The sequence below is a fragment of the Achromobacter pestifer genome, from assembly GCF_902859625.1.
GTDB classification, from domain to species: domain Bacteria; phylum Pseudomonadota; class Gammaproteobacteria; order Burkholderiales; family Burkholderiaceae_B; genus Achromobacter; species Achromobacter pestifer.
Genome location: NZ_CADIJX010000003.1, coordinates 190,125 through 206,166, shown reverse-complemented (window position 1 = coordinate 206,166; position 16,042 = coordinate 190,125). Strand labels below are relative to the sequence as shown.

At 63.8% G+C, this 16,042-nt stretch carries 18 protein-coding genes and 1 tRNA gene; 11 read left to right on the top strand and 8 right to left on the bottom strand.

All coding sequences use genetic code 11. The features are described from left to right. Positions 1-152 precede the first annotated feature (152 nt). The 4 genes from gspM to gspG form a co-directional block, all read right to left on the bottom strand. Positions 153-782: a type II secretion system protein GspM gene (gspM, locus tag HV753_RS12650; protein ID WP_281370977.1), complete on the bottom strand. Its 630-nt coding sequence runs from the start codon at positions 780-782 to the stop codon at positions 153-155. Then, the gene (gene gspL, locus HV753_RS12645) at positions 779-1,951 is read right to left on the bottom strand and encodes a type II secretion system protein GspL (RefSeq protein WP_246288288.1); all 1,173 of its coding nucleotides are present in this window, start codon (positions 1,949-1,951) and stop codon (positions 779-781) included. Before gspL ends, gspM begins: the two co-directional genes overlap by 4 nt. 82 nt (positions 1,952-2,033) lie before the next feature. Then, a complete protein-coding gene (gene gspK, locus HV753_RS12640; protein WP_175174839.1) occupies positions 2,034-3,065 on the bottom strand; it encodes a type II secretion system minor pseudopilin GspK in 1,032 nt (343 codons plus the stop codon). A gap of 8 nt (positions 3,066-3,073) precedes the next feature. Further along, positions 3,074-3,526, bottom strand: a complete 453-nt coding sequence (gspG, locus tag HV753_RS12635; RefSeq protein WP_175174838.1) for a type II secretion system major pseudopilin GspG — start codon at positions 3,524-3,526, stop codon at positions 3,074-3,076. A gap of 916 nt (positions 3,527-4,442) precedes the next feature. On the opposite strand from gspG, the gene HV753_RS12630 reads away from it, so the two are divergent. Further along, positions 4,443-5,342 carry a LysR family transcriptional regulator gene (locus HV753_RS12630; RefSeq protein WP_175174837.1) on the top strand — a complete coding sequence of 300 codons (900 nt, stop codon included), beginning with the start codon at positions 4,443-4,445 and terminating at the stop codon, positions 5,340-5,342. A gap of 37 nt (positions 5,343-5,379) precedes the next feature. Here HV753_RS12630 and HV753_RS12625 read toward each other — a convergent pair whose 3' ends face one another. After that, a complete protein-coding gene (locus HV753_RS12625) occupies positions 5,380-5,664 on the bottom strand; it encodes a helix-turn-helix domain-containing protein (protein ID WP_175174836.1) in 285 nt (94 codons plus the stop codon). Between the two features lie 98 nt (positions 5,665-5,762). Here HV753_RS12625 and HV753_RS12620 point away from each other — a divergent pair, with 98 nt between their 5' ends. Then, a complete protein-coding gene (locus tag HV753_RS12620) occupies positions 5,763-6,392 on the top strand; it encodes a LysR family substrate-binding domain-containing protein (protein WP_175174835.1) in 630 nt (209 codons plus the stop codon). Positions 6,393-6,414: 22 nt separating this feature from the next. Here the strand turns inward: HV753_RS12620 and HV753_RS12615 are convergent, their stop codons facing one another. Together HV753_RS12615 and HV753_RS12610 are read right to left on the bottom strand one after the other, a co-directional pair. After that, on the bottom strand, positions 6,415-8,259 hold the full coding sequence (locus HV753_RS12615) for a tyrosine-type recombinase/integrase (protein ID WP_175174834.1): 1,845 nt from the start codon (positions 8,257-8,259) through the stop codon (positions 6,415-6,417). 239 nt (positions 8,260-8,498) lie between these two features. Further along, positions 8,499-8,572: transfer RNA gene (locus HV753_RS12610), tRNA-Gly, on the bottom strand. A gap of 185 nt (positions 8,573-8,757) precedes the next feature. Here HV753_RS12610 and trmB point away from each other — a divergent pair. The 5 genes from trmB to lysM all read left to right on the top strand — a co-directional run bounded on the left by trmB (position 8,758) and on the right by lysM (position 11,905). Next, positions 8,758-9,594, top strand: coding sequence for a tRNA (guanosine(46)-N7)-methyltransferase TrmB (gene trmB, locus HV753_RS12605; protein ID WP_175174833.1), 837 nt, complete (start codon positions 8,758-8,760; stop codon positions 9,592-9,594). Further along, entirely contained in the window at positions 9,594-10,535 is a 942-nt protein-coding gene (gene pip / locus HV753_RS12600) for a prolyl aminopeptidase (RefSeq protein ID WP_175174832.1), read from the top strand. Before trmB ends, pip begins: the two co-directional genes overlap by 1 nt. 11 nt (positions 10,536-10,546) lie before the next feature. After that, positions 10,547-10,747 carry a sulfur carrier protein ThiS gene (gene thiS, locus HV753_RS12595; RefSeq protein WP_175174831.1) on the top strand — a complete coding sequence of 67 codons (201 nt, stop codon included), beginning with the start codon at positions 10,547-10,549 and terminating at the stop codon, positions 10,745-10,747. A gap of 345 nt (positions 10,748-11,092) precedes the next feature. Continuing rightward, entirely contained in the window at positions 11,093-11,413 is a 321-nt protein-coding gene (locus tag HV753_RS12590) for a hypothetical protein (RefSeq protein ID WP_175174830.1), read from the top strand. A 45-nt stretch (positions 11,414-11,458) separates the two neighbouring features. Next, positions 11,459-11,905 (top strand): peptidoglycan-binding protein LysM, encoded by a 447-nt coding sequence (gene lysM / locus HV753_RS12585; RefSeq protein ID WP_175174829.1) that lies wholly within the window; start codon positions 11,459-11,461, stop codon positions 11,903-11,905. Positions 11,906-12,072: 167 nt separating this feature from the next. On the opposite strand, the gene ffh is transcribed toward lysM, so the two are convergent. Further along, entirely contained in the window at positions 12,073-13,479 is a 1,407-nt protein-coding gene (gene ffh, locus HV753_RS12580) for a signal recognition particle protein (protein ID WP_175174828.1), read from the bottom strand. Between the two features lie 106 nt (positions 13,480-13,585). On the opposite strand from ffh, the gene HV753_RS12575 reads away from it, so the two are divergent. The 4 genes from HV753_RS12575 (at position 13,586) to HV753_RS12560 (ending at position 15,988) form a co-directional block, all read left to right on the top strand. Then, the gene (locus HV753_RS12575) at positions 13,586-14,428 is read left to right on the top strand and encodes a cytochrome C assembly family protein (protein WP_175174827.1); all 843 of its coding nucleotides are present in this window, start codon (positions 13,586-13,588) and stop codon (positions 14,426-14,428) included. A gap of 1 nt (position 14,429) precedes the next feature. Then, complete coding sequence (locus HV753_RS12570) at positions 14,430-14,693, top strand: PP0621 family protein (RefSeq protein WP_175174826.1); 264 nt, start codon at positions 14,430-14,432, stop codon at positions 14,691-14,693. A gap of 76 nt (positions 14,694-14,769) precedes the next feature. Beyond that, positions 14,770-15,348, top strand: a complete 579-nt coding sequence (ampD, locus tag HV753_RS12565) for a 1,6-anhydro-N-acetylmuramyl-L-alanine amidase AmpD (RefSeq protein ID WP_175175430.1) — start codon at positions 14,770-14,772, stop codon at positions 15,346-15,348. A 19-nt stretch (positions 15,349-15,367) separates the two neighbouring features. After that, a complete protein-coding gene (locus HV753_RS12560) occupies positions 15,368-15,988 on the top strand; it encodes a glutathione S-transferase family protein (protein WP_175174825.1) in 621 nt (206 codons plus the stop codon). Positions 15,989-16,042: the final 54 nt, after the last annotated feature.

The window sequence follows — 16,042 nt, the reverse complement described above, 5'->3', positions numbered from 1 at the left end:
CTGGGCCGGTGACTCAGCAGCAGCTCCTGAACTTGGGACGTAGGTTCCGTCCCGGAACAGCGGTTCCTCCGGGGCCGTTGTGGCGCATCCCGCCAGGGCCAGAACGTACACTAGCGCACAGCGCCTTCCCACCTGACCCGCGGTGTCTCGCATCATGACCCGTTCCCTGGTTGTCGTTGCGCCACCACCGTTACCGCAGCTCGGGCGTTGCTCTTCTGGCCCGACGAGCCACTGTCGTCCGAGCGTTGCAGCGTGACTTGCTGCACCGTCATCCCCAGGGGTGTCGGCGCGCTGAGCAGCCAGGCCATCACCCGCGACACGTCGGTGGAGCGTTCAAATTCGATCTGTAGGGCGGGGCCGGCCTCGCGTAGTTGATATGCGCCGGCCAGCCCCGCGCCATCCAGGCTCACCCGCACGCGCTCGGCCGGTTTCAAGGGTGAGTCGGCGGGAGCCGCAGCAGGGCTGCTGACATCGGCCAGCACGTCCTGCAACGCGGCAGCTTGCGAGCGAAGGCGCGGCAACTCGTTGTCCCAGTGCTCTAGGGTCTCCAAAGCCGGCTTGGTGAACAAAAGCCAGAGGATTGCGCCAGTCACGACCGCAACCATCAACAAGACCTGTTGGCGCTCGCGCCGCGACAGGCCGCGCCAACGGCTCCGCACCTGATCAAGACTCGGCTGTAGGCGCGCGCGAAGGCGGCGGCCCCATGCATGCCAAGCCGCTGGGGGACGCGGAGCGCGGCTTATCTGACGCCGCGTGCGAAGCGCGTTCAGCCAGCTGCTCATGGCGTCGCTCCCGAAGCTGGGGGGTCTGCTGCCGCCGTAGCGGACGGTGTGGACGCATCGCCCTCTTGTTCGGCAGCGACGTTCAGGCGCAGGCCGCCATCCTCGGCGTGCACCGCGAGGCCACGCTCATGGGCCCGTCCCTCGATGGACTTCAGCTCCTCCGCATTGGGCGCGGCCCCCTCGCGCCATCGAACAGTTAGTTGACCATCGCGAAAGTCCAGGCGCTGGACCTGTCCCTCGGCTTGCGTCAGCAGCGCCGCGGCAGCGCGTGTGAGCGCGCCGAAGTCCGCTGCATCGACGCTGACAGCGCCTGCGCGTCGCGCGTCGCGTAGCTGGCGTGCTTGTTGAAGCGGATTGAGGACCACCGACACTTCGGGAAACGCGGCCTTCACCTGTGTCGACATCTGTCGCGTCAACGCCTGTCCTTGGGCAGCGACCTGCGAAGCGTAGAGGTTGAGACCCACTAGCCACACCGCCGCAGCTGTGGCAGCCCAGCCCAAGGCCGGGCCCAACCAGCGATGCTCCGCGCCGTGCGTGGACGTGATGCCAGTAGGTATCGTCCAGTTCCACCCGCCTCCAGTCCAGGGCGTGGGCGCTTGACCGGAATCTGCATCGACTGGTCCGCCGACGTCCAACCAGTGCAGTTGCGAGGAATCGGGCAAGAGTGGCTGCAGCCTTGCATTGACCTGTGCAAGCTCGGTGTGACCAGCGGGAACCGGCTGCAAGAACCCTCCGTCAACCTTGGTTCGTACGACAGCCCAGTCATCGATGAGGATCGCACCCGCCGTGCGTTCGGGCCAGGACGCCTCCTCCGGATTGGGGAGGAAGGCAGGCGGTGGATACACCGCGTGCACAGGCAGGCCGTGCTGCTGCAGGTCCCGCAGACTCGTCGCCAGGACGCTGGCGCTCATCCAGGCCACCGGCACGGAACCCGCAGCGTTGCGCACACCGAATCCCACCGCCAGGCTCTTAGGAGGCGCAAGGGCCAGCAGTTCGACAGCACCTAGCACGGCGACGCGCTGGCGCTTGGCGGGCAAGGGGGGCAAGTCGATCTCGGTCATCGACATATCCCCCGGGTGCGGGCAGACCTCGACACGCTTGGGTTGGTAGCGAGCGGAAAGCGCTGCAAGAGTCTCAAACGCATCGCTTTGCCACGCGCCCTGCGGCATCCGAAACGCACATCGCACGGGCGCCGTTTCCATATATCGCGCGGGCGGCAGCATCAGCCGTAGAAGGTCTACGCGCACCATGTCAGGCGCCCTCCCGCAGCCACATCACCTGAGGGAGAGCTTCCTTGTCGTCATGCAGCAGCGCCTGCATTAAGATTGTTGTGCGCGGGGTCTGCAATGCGGTAGAGACGCGAAACCACTGGCTCGTTATACCGATGCGAATGCTGCTCGGGTTGACCCCGGGCATTTGCAGCCGGTTTACGAAATCTCCACGGTTGATGAACCACTGGCCGTTGTCGCGCGCCCGGAGCATGGCGCCAGCACGATCAAGCGACAGCCCCGGCACCCAGGCAGCCAAAACCTCGGCACGGGCTGTGTTCGCATTGATCCAAGTTCGTCGTGGCAACACCGTGACATATGGACGCAGGCGTGCCACGCTGGTGGCATCGACTCCTGATACGGCAAGCAGGTCTTCGACCGTTCGAAGGCGTGGGGCTAGCTCGCGGGCGGGCATACCCGCGAGGCCGAGTTCCTGTGCAGCTTCCTGTGCCGCCTTGGCTTCGGTGGACGCAGTCGGCGGGGGTGACTGTCGATCCGCTTCGACCAGGCTCACCGCCACTCGGCGAGCGATACGGCCTGCTTGATCCGGCGGTACGCCAACCAGCGCACAGAGCCGTAGGAACGCAGCGCTCTCGGCCGGATCGATCCGACCGTAGTTAACCAGGTTGCGCAGATTGAACTTGGATTGCTCGTCAATGATCTCGGTAAAGGCGCGCGCAGGACCTCCCTCAACCTCCCCAAGGACCAGTCCATTCACAGGACGGCTCCATAGCCCATCAAGTCGGGTAGCTGGTTCGCGTATTGCCTCCGAGCGCAATACGACTTGTGCGCGACTGATCTCGCCGCGAAGCAGCCAGCGTGCTTGCGCGTGGGTCTGCTCCGTCTGGACACCGCGAATAGCCGTCGTCTGCCTACCGAGCAGCGCCGATGCAAGCACTGCGATAACCGCAACAACCAGCAGTACGGCGACGACAGCCATACCCTGCTGCGCGTCGCTTGTTTGTGTGCGATGTCGTCGATACAGGCCCGCGGGCTGCCCCTTGATTTCACTCATGAGGTCGCCTACAACTGCCACGAACCGATGTCGGCGTTCGCTTTCTCTCCGCCCGGCTCGCCATCGGCGCCGAGCGAGAACACGTCGATCTCGCCGTTGGTGCCGGGGTTGAGGTATTGGTATGGCCGGCCCCAGGGGTCGTTGGGCAGCCGCTCCAGATAGTTGCGCCAGTTCGGGGACACCCTTCCCGCCGTGGGCTTCTCCACAAGCGCGCGCAACCCTTGAGCAGCGCTCGGATACTCGCCGTTATCGAGGCGGTAGAGCTTGAGCGCTTGCATGATGGAACCGACATCCTGGCGCGCCGCCGTGGCGCGCGCCTGGTCTGGGCGCTCCATCAGGTTAGGCACAACCAACGCCGCGAGCACGCCCATGATGACCAGCACCACCATGATCTCAATGAGCGTGAAGCCCTGCTGCGGCCGCAGGCGCAGGTGCTTCTTTTCGAGGTTCCCTGCGGCCATGTTCTTATCTCCGGGTCGGTGCCAATAACACCCGAAGATGATCGCAACTTAGCGTGTCAGCTTGATGGATAAAACTCGGGAGGATTCGGGCGGTCTTGCACCGAATGCTCCGAAATTCGCCCTTCAACTGGCCTTTCCTCCCGAACATTTACGGAGAGGCCCCTCACAGAGCAACGGGCCGGGTACTTACGTGCGTCGCGCACCCACCCGGCGCGCATATCAATAGGGGCTCGGTCGCCTATCGCGAGTAGCAGACCAGACGTGCTGCCCCAGCGCCAGCCGTGGTGTCGCTGCCGAGTCGCTAGCGCTCGCAGGCTCGAAGGCCGAACCCGGTCTGGACGCAGTTGTGGCGCGCCCCTCGATCCAAACCATCCAGACGGACCATCCATAGATCGGGAGCGATCAGCGCGGCTGGAACCCCATCCTCGCATCATGATTCGTACAACCATCACCTTCTTCAAGCAGGGCCCTTTCAATATCGCAGACGGCGTGCATTGATTCAGAGTCCAAACGCATACCGTCCTCTCCAGCCGTTGCCTTTTACACCTGGAAACGATCGCATAGTTCGGTGTCAGCCTGATGGAATAAGTTCGGGAGAAGTAGACCGCTCGACCCACCCAATGCATGACCCGACCAATTCACGGGTCTTATTGCACCAGAGCTTTCTTCATATAACCGTCATGAAACATCGACGCATTACCCGGCTAAGCCCGCATTGGGACATCACGCGGTATTAGCACGACGAACAAGTCTCTCTATACTTGCCCGGTCGGGTTCACGAGTTCGCTTCCTATTGCGCTTCTGCACGAGTCTCGTGCATGTCTCAGGTTCCGTTTTGGCCGCCGCGCGCGAATCGCCCCGCAATTCCCTGGCGGCGATTCGCACGCCCCCGCAACGCTTAGGCATGGGAGGTCACATGGATCTGCGGCACTTGAGATGCTTCATGGTCGTGGCCGAGGAGCTGCATTTTTCTCGTGCCGCCGAGCGACTGCACATCGAGCCTTCGCCGCTCTCCCGAACCATCAAAGAACTGGAAGAGGATCTCGGTATCCTGCTGTTCAAGCGCGACCGGCGGGGGACCCATCTCACGCATCCTGGCCAGGTATTCCTCGGTGAAGTTCGACGGGTGTTCATGGCGCTCGATCACGCCAAGAAAAGTGTCAAGGCTGCAGCGTCGGGATATCGCAGCACGTTGCGCATCGCATTGTCCGATGGCGTCGCCCAGCCACGCCTTGCCTCCATTCTTGCCCGGTGCAGGGAAGAAGAACCCGAGGTCGAAGTGCGATTGGTTGAGGTCCCACTGGCGGTGCAGTTACGCGGCTTGCGCGATGACACGTTCGACGCCGGCTTTTCCCGCTCGGCCGACGTGGGCGATGCCATCATCGCGCAGCCGGTCTGGTTCGACCCGTTGGTGGTAGCAGTCCCCACGCGTCATCCCTTGCTGTCGCACAAGGAAATCCCCTTAGAGGAGCTCCTTCGCTACCCGCTCGTCCTATGTCACCCCGAAGTCTGTGTGGGGTGTGCCCGCCAGGTCCAGCGCATTCTCCGGATGTCCGACGTGGAGCCCATGGTCGCGGAACATGTCACCTCGACCGACATGATGTTGACGCTGGTTGCCGCGGGGTATGGCTTGGGCTTTGCCACCACATCCCACATCGCAGTCTGCAAGCACCCTGAAGTCGTCGCTCGGCCGCTGGCCGTGGAGGGGTCGGCCCTGACGACCTATTTGCTGACGCCCGAGACAGCGTCCAGTCCGCAGTTGGGAGGCTTTATCGAACGTGTCATGGAAAGCGCGGAGAATTCAATCGATTTATAAACCGTGCGGCGTGGGGGATCAAAGCCGCGAATCGTCTTTACTCGTTTTGCAAACTGGCTTCCGTGGCGGCCACGAGCTCGGCAGCACTGCAATTGAGGGCTTTGGCGATTCTTAGGATAAGGATCAGGGTAGGGACATGCTCACCCCTTTCGATTTTCCCCATGTGGGAGCGTTCGATACCAGCGTGATGGGCCAACGTTTCCTGGGCCAGGCCCTGCTGTATCCGCACTTCGCGTACGGCGGCGCCGAAGGCTCTCCCGGGAGACGCTTCGTAGGTTGTGCGACCGGGGGGCCTTCCCCGCTGAACCGAACGCTTTTGCATCAACAAAAGCGTGATTCAATAGCCTTAATTAAACCACGTTAAATTTAACTCATAGTACGATTTCAGCGGAATAATCACCGACGCCGGGAAAGCCATCCATGCGTGCTCGTACCGACCCTTCGCTCAGCATCTCGGTGTCGTTTGGCGCCATCTCGCCCCGCCTGTCGAGGCTGATGGCGTGCCAGCGCGCAGAGGAGCCCCAGACGCCGATCCATCTGCACGAGGTCGGTCTGGCCGAGCAGTTGCGCGGACTGCAAGACGGCCGCTACCACGGCGGCCTGGCTGTGACGAGCGCGCCCGGCTGCGACCTGCGGGCGCGACCGCTATGGCGCGACGAGTTGGCCGTCGCGATGCCGACGCAGTCGCCTCTGCAGGCGTTCGACGCCGTTCCCCTTGAGGAAGCCGCTCGCTATCCGCTGATTCATTGGCAGTCGCCGGCCTGCGAGCCGGTCAGCGCGCTGGTCGACGCGGCGTTCAAGACGCACGGCCCGCGACCGACGTCCGCGTGCGTGCAGTCCTATGAGCTGATGGCCGTGTTGGTCGCGGCAGGCTATGGCATCGGCGTCGGCGTGCGATCGCGCATCGCCTGGCTGCGGGCGCCGAACATCGCCGTGCGTCCGCTGGCGGGCGACTCCCACGCCGTGACGACCTACCTGCTGCAGCCCAGTTCGGAAACGGTGGCGGCGGTCGATCGCCTGGCGCGCCGGGGCCAGGCGATGCGTACCTGAGTCAAGGCTAACGTGCGCTCGGCTACGCGACGCGTAACGCGGGCCATAGCGATTCTTCGACCGCCTCGCACACCAGGGCCGTGACCCGCTCGAGGTTGCTTGCCATGACGGCCTCAACGGGCGACGCACCATTGAGCTGCGCGTGCGGCCGCGTCAGGGCGTGGTAGACCTGCCAGCTATCGATGCCGGGGTTCGTGCGCGTCAGTACAGACTGCACAAGGCGGCGCTTCAAGGGGTCCAGTTGCCAATCAGGGATCCGCAGGCCCCGGTGCCCCACACTCAGTGCGAGCACGTTGCGCGCCTGGATCTCGTAGCTGATCCAGCGCCTGGATTTGCCCACCAGCTTGGCGTAGTCCACGACGCGCAGGTTGTGCGGCGCCTCGAATAGCTCCAGCAACTCGTTGCGCTCGCGTTGCAGGTCCGAGGGATTGGGCATCGCGTACTCGGGCATTGTCACCGCGGAAAGCCGCTGCGTTCCCGGCGACACCGCGGGCGTGCCCGCTGCGGCGGGGGCCACCACCAGGGTGGGCGCGGCCGGGTTGACCACGGGCGGGTTGGCCGCCGCTTGCCCGGGGATGGTCGGCAGGCCTTGCAGCGTGATGGTCAGGTGCGTGCTGGCAGCCTCGACTTGGTTCTGCTCGAAGAGGTCGAGACGGTCGGCCCAGTCTTGCATCATGATACGGCGCTGCTCGACGTACTCGGCGTGGTTGTAGGTCGCGCTGGTCTTGTCGGGATCCGCATGCGAGAGCTCGGCATCGACCCACTTGGCGGGATAGCCGAGCTCATTGAGCGCGGTCGAGAGGGTGTGGCGAATCCCATGTCCGGTCAGCAGGCCCTCATAGCCCAGGCGCTTGAGTGCAGTATTCAAGGTGTTCTCGCTCACGGGCATTTTGATGTCCCTCTCGCCCGGAAGAAGATAGACCTGAGCCGGCTTGAAGTCGGCCATCAGGTGGCGCACGATCTCCAGCGCCTGGACCGACAGCGGCACGATGTACGGCGGGATTTCGACCAGGCGCTGGCGCTTCTTGCGCTTGAGCTGCTTGCGCTGTTTAAGCCGGACCACCGGAATCAGCCACAGGCGCCGATCCAGGTCGAACTGATCCGGTGTGGCGTGACGCAGTTCGCCGGTACGCACCCCTGTCAGCATCAGCAGACGCACGCCGAGTTGGGTCTTGAGCCTGCCCCGGTACTTGCGCAGCCTTTGCAACATCTCCGGCAGTTCGGGCATGCGCAGGTACGGGTTGGGATCGGCCGGCGGCAGCGGCAGGGCTACCGCGTCCAGGTCGATGGCCGGGTTCTCGGTCATGCTGGGGACGACGACCTTGGCATAACGAAAAAGCTGCTCGAACCAGGTCCGCAGTTTCTCGGCCACCGACAACGAACCGCGCTTCTCGACGCCGGCAATGATCTGCAGCAGGTGCGCCTGGGTGACCTCGTGCATCGCCAAGTGACGCAGCACGGGAAACACGTCTTTCTTGAAGACGCGGGTGATCTGCCCCAGGCTGGTTTGGCGACCTTCCTCCAGGGAGAGCTTGCGGTGGCCATGCCACTGTTCGTACACCGCCATGAAGGTCTGCTCGCCGGCGACGACCGCCGCATGGCGCTTCTTCGTGCGCTCGGCGCGCGGGTTCAGGCCCCTGGCAAGTTGGGCGCGCGCCTCCTCACGCCGGATGCGGGCATCGCGCAAGGAGAGCGCGGGGTAGGTGCCCAGAGAAATATGATGGGGCTTGCCCGCATGGTTGTAGCGAAAGTGCCAGGCCTTCTTGCCCTTGGCAGGGATAAACAGGAAGAGGCCTTCGCCATCGGCCAGGCTGCGCTTCTTGTTCGCAGCTTTGGCCTGCCGGACAGCCAGATCAGTGAGTGCCATGTCATCCAACTCCTGAGAGTTCAGGTTGAATGCATCGTGCCCGGCACCCGCACGCAGGCCCACCAACAATCCGATCCGGGCGCTTGCCCGATTGTTCTACATGAAAATCTACATGTTTGGACCGGATTTCAGTGGATCTCGGGAGACGTCTGTAGAACCTCCAGTCCGGGAAAACTTCCCTGGAATCAAGGACTTGGAGAACTCCAGAGCCTTTGGCAGACCACTGTGGAAAATGGGCGTGGAGCGGGTGAAGGGAATCGAACCCTCGTATGAAGCTTGGGAAGCTGCCGTTCTACCATTGAACTACACCCGCTCGGGTGTCGTGCCGCAGCGCAAGGCCGGGGCAGAGCCAGCGATTATAGCGCGCCTTCTTTCAGAATCCAGTGGGGATTTTCGGGCGCTCGGCCCGTCATCCCTGCCTGTTCTTTTAAATATGTCCCCTATTTAGTCCATCCAGGCGACTACCCCCCGGCAAACCACCCACTACAATTCGGGGCTATGAATACGAACAACCCCGCGGACAAGCCCGCGACGCCCCCTGTGAACACCCCCGACACGACCGCCGATTCCGCCGCGCCGGCCGCCGCGCACGCCGCTGCGCACGCCCCCGTTTCCCCGGAAACCCAGGCTGCGCTGGCCAGTACCGCCCATGCCCCGAACAGCCCGGGCGCCACGCACATCCGCAGCTTCGTGCATCGCCGCGGCCACATCACCCAGGGCCAGCTGGCCGCGCTGGAACGCCTGATGGACCAATGGTCCATTCCGTATTCCGCCCGCCGCCTGGACCCCGCCACCGCGTTCGGCCGCCAGGCGCCGACGGTGCTGGAAATTGGCTTCGGCATGGGCGAGACCACCGAGAAGATCGCGCTGGCCCGCCCAGGCGACAACTTCCTGGGCGTGGAAGTGTTCAACGCCGGCGTGGGCTCGTTGCTGCGCCGCATTGAAGATTCCAGCATCCCGAACCTGCGCATCATCCAGCATGACGCCGTTGAAGTCGTGCGCGACATGATCGCCCCGGATTCGCTGGCCGGCGTGCATGTGTACTTCCCGGACCCGTGGCCCAAGAAGCGCCATCACAAGCGCCGCCTGCTACAGCCGGCATTCGTGTCGCTGCTGGCCAGCCGCATCGCCCCCGGCGGCTACATCCATTGCGCCACCGACTGGGAAGACTACGCGGTGCAGATGCTGGAAGTGCTTAGCGGCGAACCGCTGCTGGCCAACACGGTGGAAGGCTATGCCCCCCGCCCCGATTACCGCCCCCTGACCAAATTCGAGACACGCGGCCTGCGCCTGGGCCACGGCGTCTGGGACCTGATCTTCAAGCGAGTCGCCTAATGCTCTATCCGCCAATCGAACCCTACCGCCACGGCATCCTGGAAACCGAAGACGGCCACCAGATCTATTGGGAAATGTCGGGCAATCCGAACGGCAAGCCCGCCGTGTTCCTGCATGGCGGCCCCGGCAGCGGTTGTTCGCCCGTCCATCGCCAGTTGTTCGATCCGCAACGCTACAACGTGCTGCTGTTCGATCAGCGCGGTTGCGGCCGATCCAAGCCGCACGCCAGCCTGGACAACAACACGACCTGGCACCTGGTGTCCGACATCGAACGCCTGCGCACCGAGATCATGGGCGTGGACAAGTGGTTGGTGTTCGGCGGGTCATGGGGTTCGACTTTGGCGCTGGCCTATGCGGAAACGCATCCTTCGCATGCCAGTGAATTGGTACTGCGCGGCATCTTCGGCCTGCGCCGTGCGGAAATCCAGTGGTTCTATCAGGAAGGCGCGTCGTGGCTGTTTCCTGACCGTTGGGAAGACTATCTGGCGCCTATCCCCGAAGCCGAGCGCGGTGACCTGGTGGCGGCGTATCACAAGCGCCTGACGGGCGATGACCCGGCCGAGCAATTGCGTGCCGCCAAGGCCTGGAGCAAGTGGGAAGACAGCACCATCACCCTGCTGCCCAGCCCGCGCCATCAGCAAAGCCATGCGGCCGACCGCGCCGCGCTGGCCTTTGCCCGCATCGAGAACCACTACTTCGTGAACGCCGGCTTCATGGAAGAGGGTCAACTGATCCGCGACGCCCACAAGCTGCGCGGCATTCCCGGCACCATCATCCAGGGCCGATACGATGTCTGCACGCCTGCACGCACGGCGTGGGACCTGCATCGCGCCTGGCCGGAAGCTGATTTCCATCTGGTGCCCGACGCGGGCCATGCGTTTGATGAACCCGGCACCTTGGCGCGCTTGATCGCCGCCACGGATGCCTACGCAAAACAGTGAGGAGACCTGACATGCACATCACCCTGAATGGCGACGCGCGGGAGTTCCCGCTGGACACCACCGTCATCGAACTGCTGCAAACGCTGGGTTACGCCGGCAAGCGCGTGGCCGTGGAACGCAATGGCGAGATCGTGCCCAAGAGCCAACACGAACAGACGGCCCTGCAAGACGGCGATCAGATCGAGATCGTGGTGGCAGTCGGCGGAGGCTGACCGGCTTCGCATGGTTTTCCGCATGGGGTGTTTCCCGCATTCATTGCGCCGCAAACACTCCAGCACAAGCAAAGGGCCGCTACATTAGCGGCCCTTTGCTTATGCGTTTTTGTCAGGTTTTGATGCATGGCACCATGCGTCCGAGGGGGTTTGCACTTACCGCCCTACGCTCCCTGCAAACTGACGAGCATTCTTGCGTAGTCTGCCATCAGGCTAGCAACCTGTTACACGTTAACCCCTCGTCTGGCGGCAATTCCGCGAGTCATAATCGTTGCTGCTGGTGTTGTTACGTTGTCGTGTTGTTGTTCTAGCGTTGCACATCGCCCCACGGGGCAAGGAGGCATCATGAACACCGCGGTCATCATCAATCTTCTCATCCAGCTTGTCGCTGGCGCAGCCGGCGGCAATGGACTGGGGAAAATGCTCCAGCAGTTCAACCTGGGCCCGCTTGGCAACACCATCGCGGGCGCCATAGGAGGCTTGGCAGGCGGATCGTGGCTGGCGCCCATGATCACCGCCGGCGCGGGAGCAGCGGCAACAGCAGGCAATACCGGGCTGGATCTTTCAGCAATCGCCGGTGACGTGGTGGGCGGCGGCGTCGGTGGCGCCGTGCTTACCTTGATCGTCGGGATCGTGCGCAAGATGCTTGTGGGCCGCGCGCCCTGAAGGCACTTCTCGTTTTCTCACCGCAACATAGATAAAGGAAACACTATGGGTCTGCTCAATTTCATCAAGGACGTTGGAGAAAAGCTCTTCGGCGCCAGCGAGGCCAAGGCCGCGACGGCGGACGAATTGAAGAAAGAGCTGGATAAGCACGGCCTGAACGCGGACGGCCTGCAAATCACGGTGGACGGCGACAAGGTCACGGTGGCGGGAGAAGCCCTGAGCACCGAAGCGGCCGAGAAGATCTCCCTGGCGCTGGGCAACACCGTCGGCGTGGCCGCGGTGGACAATCAGTTGAAAGTGAAACAGGCCACGCCCGAAGCCAAGATGTACACGGTGCAAAAGGGCGACAACCTGTGGAAGATCGCCGAAGCACAGTACGGCAAGGGCCAGGGTGGCAAGAACACGCTGATCTTCGAAGCCAACAAGCCGATGCTGACCAGCCCCGACAAGATCTACCCGGGCCAGGTGCTACGCATTCCGCCCCTGGCGTAAGCCGCGACGCAATCCAACAACCCGGAGAACACACATGCGTTTTCCGGCTTGTGTCGCGGCGAGGCGCCCCCTGCCTGCCGCGATTGCTTGGCCAGACGCAACGTCTGGCCATTTTTTTGTGTACTGCCGGGGCAGGAAGCGCACGCTGCGTGCGCCCCTCCTGGCGTTTACTTCATGCCGAAGCGGCCAAGGCCCTTCATGCCGCCCATGGCGCGCATCATCTTCGCCATGCCGCCCTTCTTCATCTGCTTCATCATGCCCTGCATCTGTTCAAACTGGGCCAGCAGGCGATTGACCTCTTGCACCGGTACGCCAGAGCCCGTGGCGATGCGGCGCTTGCGCGAGGCCTTGATCAGTTCCGGCTTGGCGCGTTCGGCGGCCGTCATGGAGTTCAGGATGCCTTCCGTGCGACGCAGCTGCTTTTCAGCCTGGCCGCCTTGCAGCTGGCCTGCGGCCTGCTGGAACTGAGCCGGCAGTTTTTCAAGCAGCGAACCCATGTCGCCCAATTTCTTCACCTGGCCGAGCTGGTCGCGGAAATCGTTCAGGTCGAACTTGTTGCCCGACTTGATCTTCGCCGCCAACTTCTGGGCTTCGGCGATGTCGATGTTCTTTTGCGCCTGTTCAACGAGCGAAACGATATCGCCCATGCCCAGCACGCGCTGCGCCATGCGGTCGGGATAGAAAGGCTCCAGGCCGTCCAGCTTTTCCGACACGCCGACAAACTTCAGCGGCTTGCCCGTGACATGGCGCACCGACAGGGCCGCGCCGCCTCGGGCGTCGCCGTCCAGCTTGGTCAGCACCACGCCGGTCAGGGGCAGCGCATCGGCAAAGGCGCGCGCGGTGTTGACCGCGTCCTGGCCCTGCATGGCGTCCACGACGAACAGCGTTTCAACCGGTTTGACCAAGTCATGCAGCGCGCGGATTTCGCGCATCATGGCTTCGTCGATGCCCAGACGGCCCGCCGTGTCCAGGATCAGCACGTCGTAGTGATGGCGGCGCGCATGGTCCACCGCGCCGCGCGCGATGTCTTCAGGCTTCTGGCTGGGGTCGGACGGCAGGAAATCCACGCCGACCTGTGCCGCGACGCTCTTCAACTGGTCGATAGCGGCCGGACGGTAGACGTCGGCGGACACCACCAGCACTTTCTTCTTGCCGGTCTTGCGGCCGTGCTGCGTGTGCTGGCCTTCGGACAGCCAGCGGGCCAGCTTGCCGGTAGTGGTGGTTTTGCCGGCGCCTTGCAGGCCGGCCATCAGGATGACGGCGGGCGGCTGCACGGCCAGCGACAGTTCATTGGCGTCGGCGCCCAGGTCGCCGCCCATCAAGGCGGTCAGTTCCTTGTGGACGACGCCCACCAGGGCCTGGCCCGGGCTGAGGCTGCCGGCGACTTCTTCGCCCAGCGCCTTGTCCTTCACACGGGTAACGAATTCGCGGACGACGGGCAGCGCCACGTCGGCCTCCAGCAGGGCCATGCGCACTTCGCGCAGCATCTCCTGGGTGTTGGCCTCGGTCAGGCGGGCTTCGCCGCGCAGCGTCTTGACGACGCGCGACAGGCGTGTAGTTAGGTTATCGAGCATGAGAGGCGTTTCCGCTTAAACTAGTTGATTGAACGGTGGCCGCAGGCGCGGATTCTGCGCTTTCGGGTGACATGCACCCCAAGGCCCCATCCAGACAACGGTTTCTATGTCACTAGGCATTGTATTTCACACAGCGGCTGCCTTGGCGTACGCAGTGCTAGGGGGGTCACTTTGGATCCGACTGGCCGGCGCCGGGGAAGTGGAAAAGACGGGCAAAATCGCCCGTCTGTGCCTGCTGGGGGCCCTGGTTCTCCATGGAATCGGCCTGCAACAAGCGATGCTGGGCGCCCAGCATCTGTTCATTGGGTGGGCACTTGCCCTGTCAGCGGCCATCTGGCTGGGCATGGTGGTGTTCTGGCTGGAAAGCCTGTTGGTGCGCATTGACGGCCTGCAATTGCTGCTGTTGCCGGCCGCCGCCATCGCCAGCGCCCTGGCCGCCGTGTTCCCACAGGGACAGTTCGTGCCCCATGCCGACGACGCCTGGCTGCGCGTCCACCTGCTGATCGCCCTGGCCGCCTATGGCCTGATCACCATCGCCGCCCTGCACGCCATGATGATGGCCCTGCTGGACCGCCATCTGCACCGCCCCCTGGACGCACCCACTGAACGCAGCATCATCGGCCGCGTGCTGGACTCCCAGCCGCCCCTGCTGGTGCAGGAACAGCTGCTGTTCCGTATTATCTGGATCGGTTTCGTGGTGCTGACCCTGGCCGTGGGCTCGGGCTCGGTGGCATCCATGAAACTGACCGGCAAGATTCTGCCGTTTGACCACAAGACCGTCTTCACCCTGCTGTCCTGGCTGACATTCGGCGTGCTGCTGGTGGGCCGCCACGTGTGGGGCTGGCGCGGCCGCGTGGCCCTGCGCTGGACGTTGACGGGCTTTGGTTTCCTGATTCTGGCTTACACCGGTAGCCGGTTCGTGCTTGAAATGATTTTGCATCGAGGCTGACGTGGGCAAGTTGCTGTTTTGGGTGGTTCTGATCATCGCGGTGCTGTTCGTGGCCCGCATCGCCGCGCGCATGGCGGCGGCAAGGCAGGCTGACGAGCAAAAGCCCGCCCGCCGCAATCCCCCCCCGGCCGCGCCCAAGCCGGCCGCGCCCGAGTCCATGGTGCGCTGTGCGCATTGCGGCATCCACCTGCCGCGCTCTGAAGCCGTGCTGCAAAACGGCCTGACCTGGTGCAGCACCGAACACGCTGCGTTAGGCAAAAAGTAAGCCCCCACTCCAGATTTGGGAGGCGGCGGCGACCACGGCATAATGCCTGTTGGATTCACCACGCATGTTCTCTCCCATGGCTCTGCTTCTGGATCGACATGGCTGGCTGGCGCCAGCCCCCGGCATCACCCTCCTGCCCTCGCCCAACCGCGACGCGCGCCCCGCTGGCGCGCAGGTCTCGCTCTTGGTGCTGCACAACATCAGCCTGCCGCCCGGCCAGTTCGGCGGCCCCGAGGTTGCCGGACTATTCCTCAATACCCTGGACTACTCCTCGCACCCCTGGCTGGAACGCCTGCGCGGCTTGCGTGTATCGGCCCACTTCTTCATCCGCCGCGACGGGCGCATCATCCAGTTCGTCTCCACCGACCAACGCGCCTGGCACGCGGGCGTGTCCCGCTTTGGCACACGCGAACGCTGCAACGATTTCTCCATCGGCATTGAACTGGAAGGCACCGACACGCTGCCCTACGCCGACGAGCAATACCTGGCCTTGCGCAAGTTGACGCCGGTGCTGCGCACGCGCTACCCCCTGGCTGCGGCCTGGGGCCACGAACATATCGCCCCGGGCCGCAAGACCGACCCCGGGCCCGCTTTCAACTGGACGCGCTTTTCGCGCGACAGCGGCTTTTCGCGGCGGCAATTGCCGCCCGTCTGACACTACTCAAGGACTGGATATGCTGAAGATCTGGGGACGCCTGACTTCCGTCAACGTACAGAAAGTGATGCTGGCCGTGCGCGAGCTAGCTCTACCGCACACCTTTACCCAGGCAGGCGGCCCGTTCGGCGTGGTCGACACGCCTGAATTCGCCAAGCTGAATCCCAACCGCACGGTGCCGGTCATCGATGACGGCGGCTTCGTACTGTGGGAATCCAACGCCATCGTCCGTTACCTGGCCGCGCGTTACGGCGTGGGGACCTTGTGGCCCGAAGACACGTGCATGCGCGCGGACGCCGACCGCTGGATGGATTGGCAAACGACGGAATGGCAAGGCGCGATGGGTCCGGCGTTCCTGGGCCTGATCCGCACGCCGGAAGACAAGCGCGACAAAGCCGCGATCGAGAACTCCATCAAGCGCTCCAACGCGCGTGCGTTGATTCTGGACCAGGCCTTGCAAGGCCGCGAGTTCATCGCCGGGCGCCATCTGACGATTGGCGACATCGCACTGGTCAGCTCGGCGCATCGCTGGCTGGCGCTGCCGATCGAACGGCCCGACACGCCGGCGCTGTCCGCCTGGTATCGCCGCGTGATGATGCGCCCCGCCCCGCAGGGTGTGCTGACCTTGCCGCTGGAATAAGCCGCCTGCGATCAAACGCATGGACAGGACATGCGGCGCCCGCCGCTTGCCCCG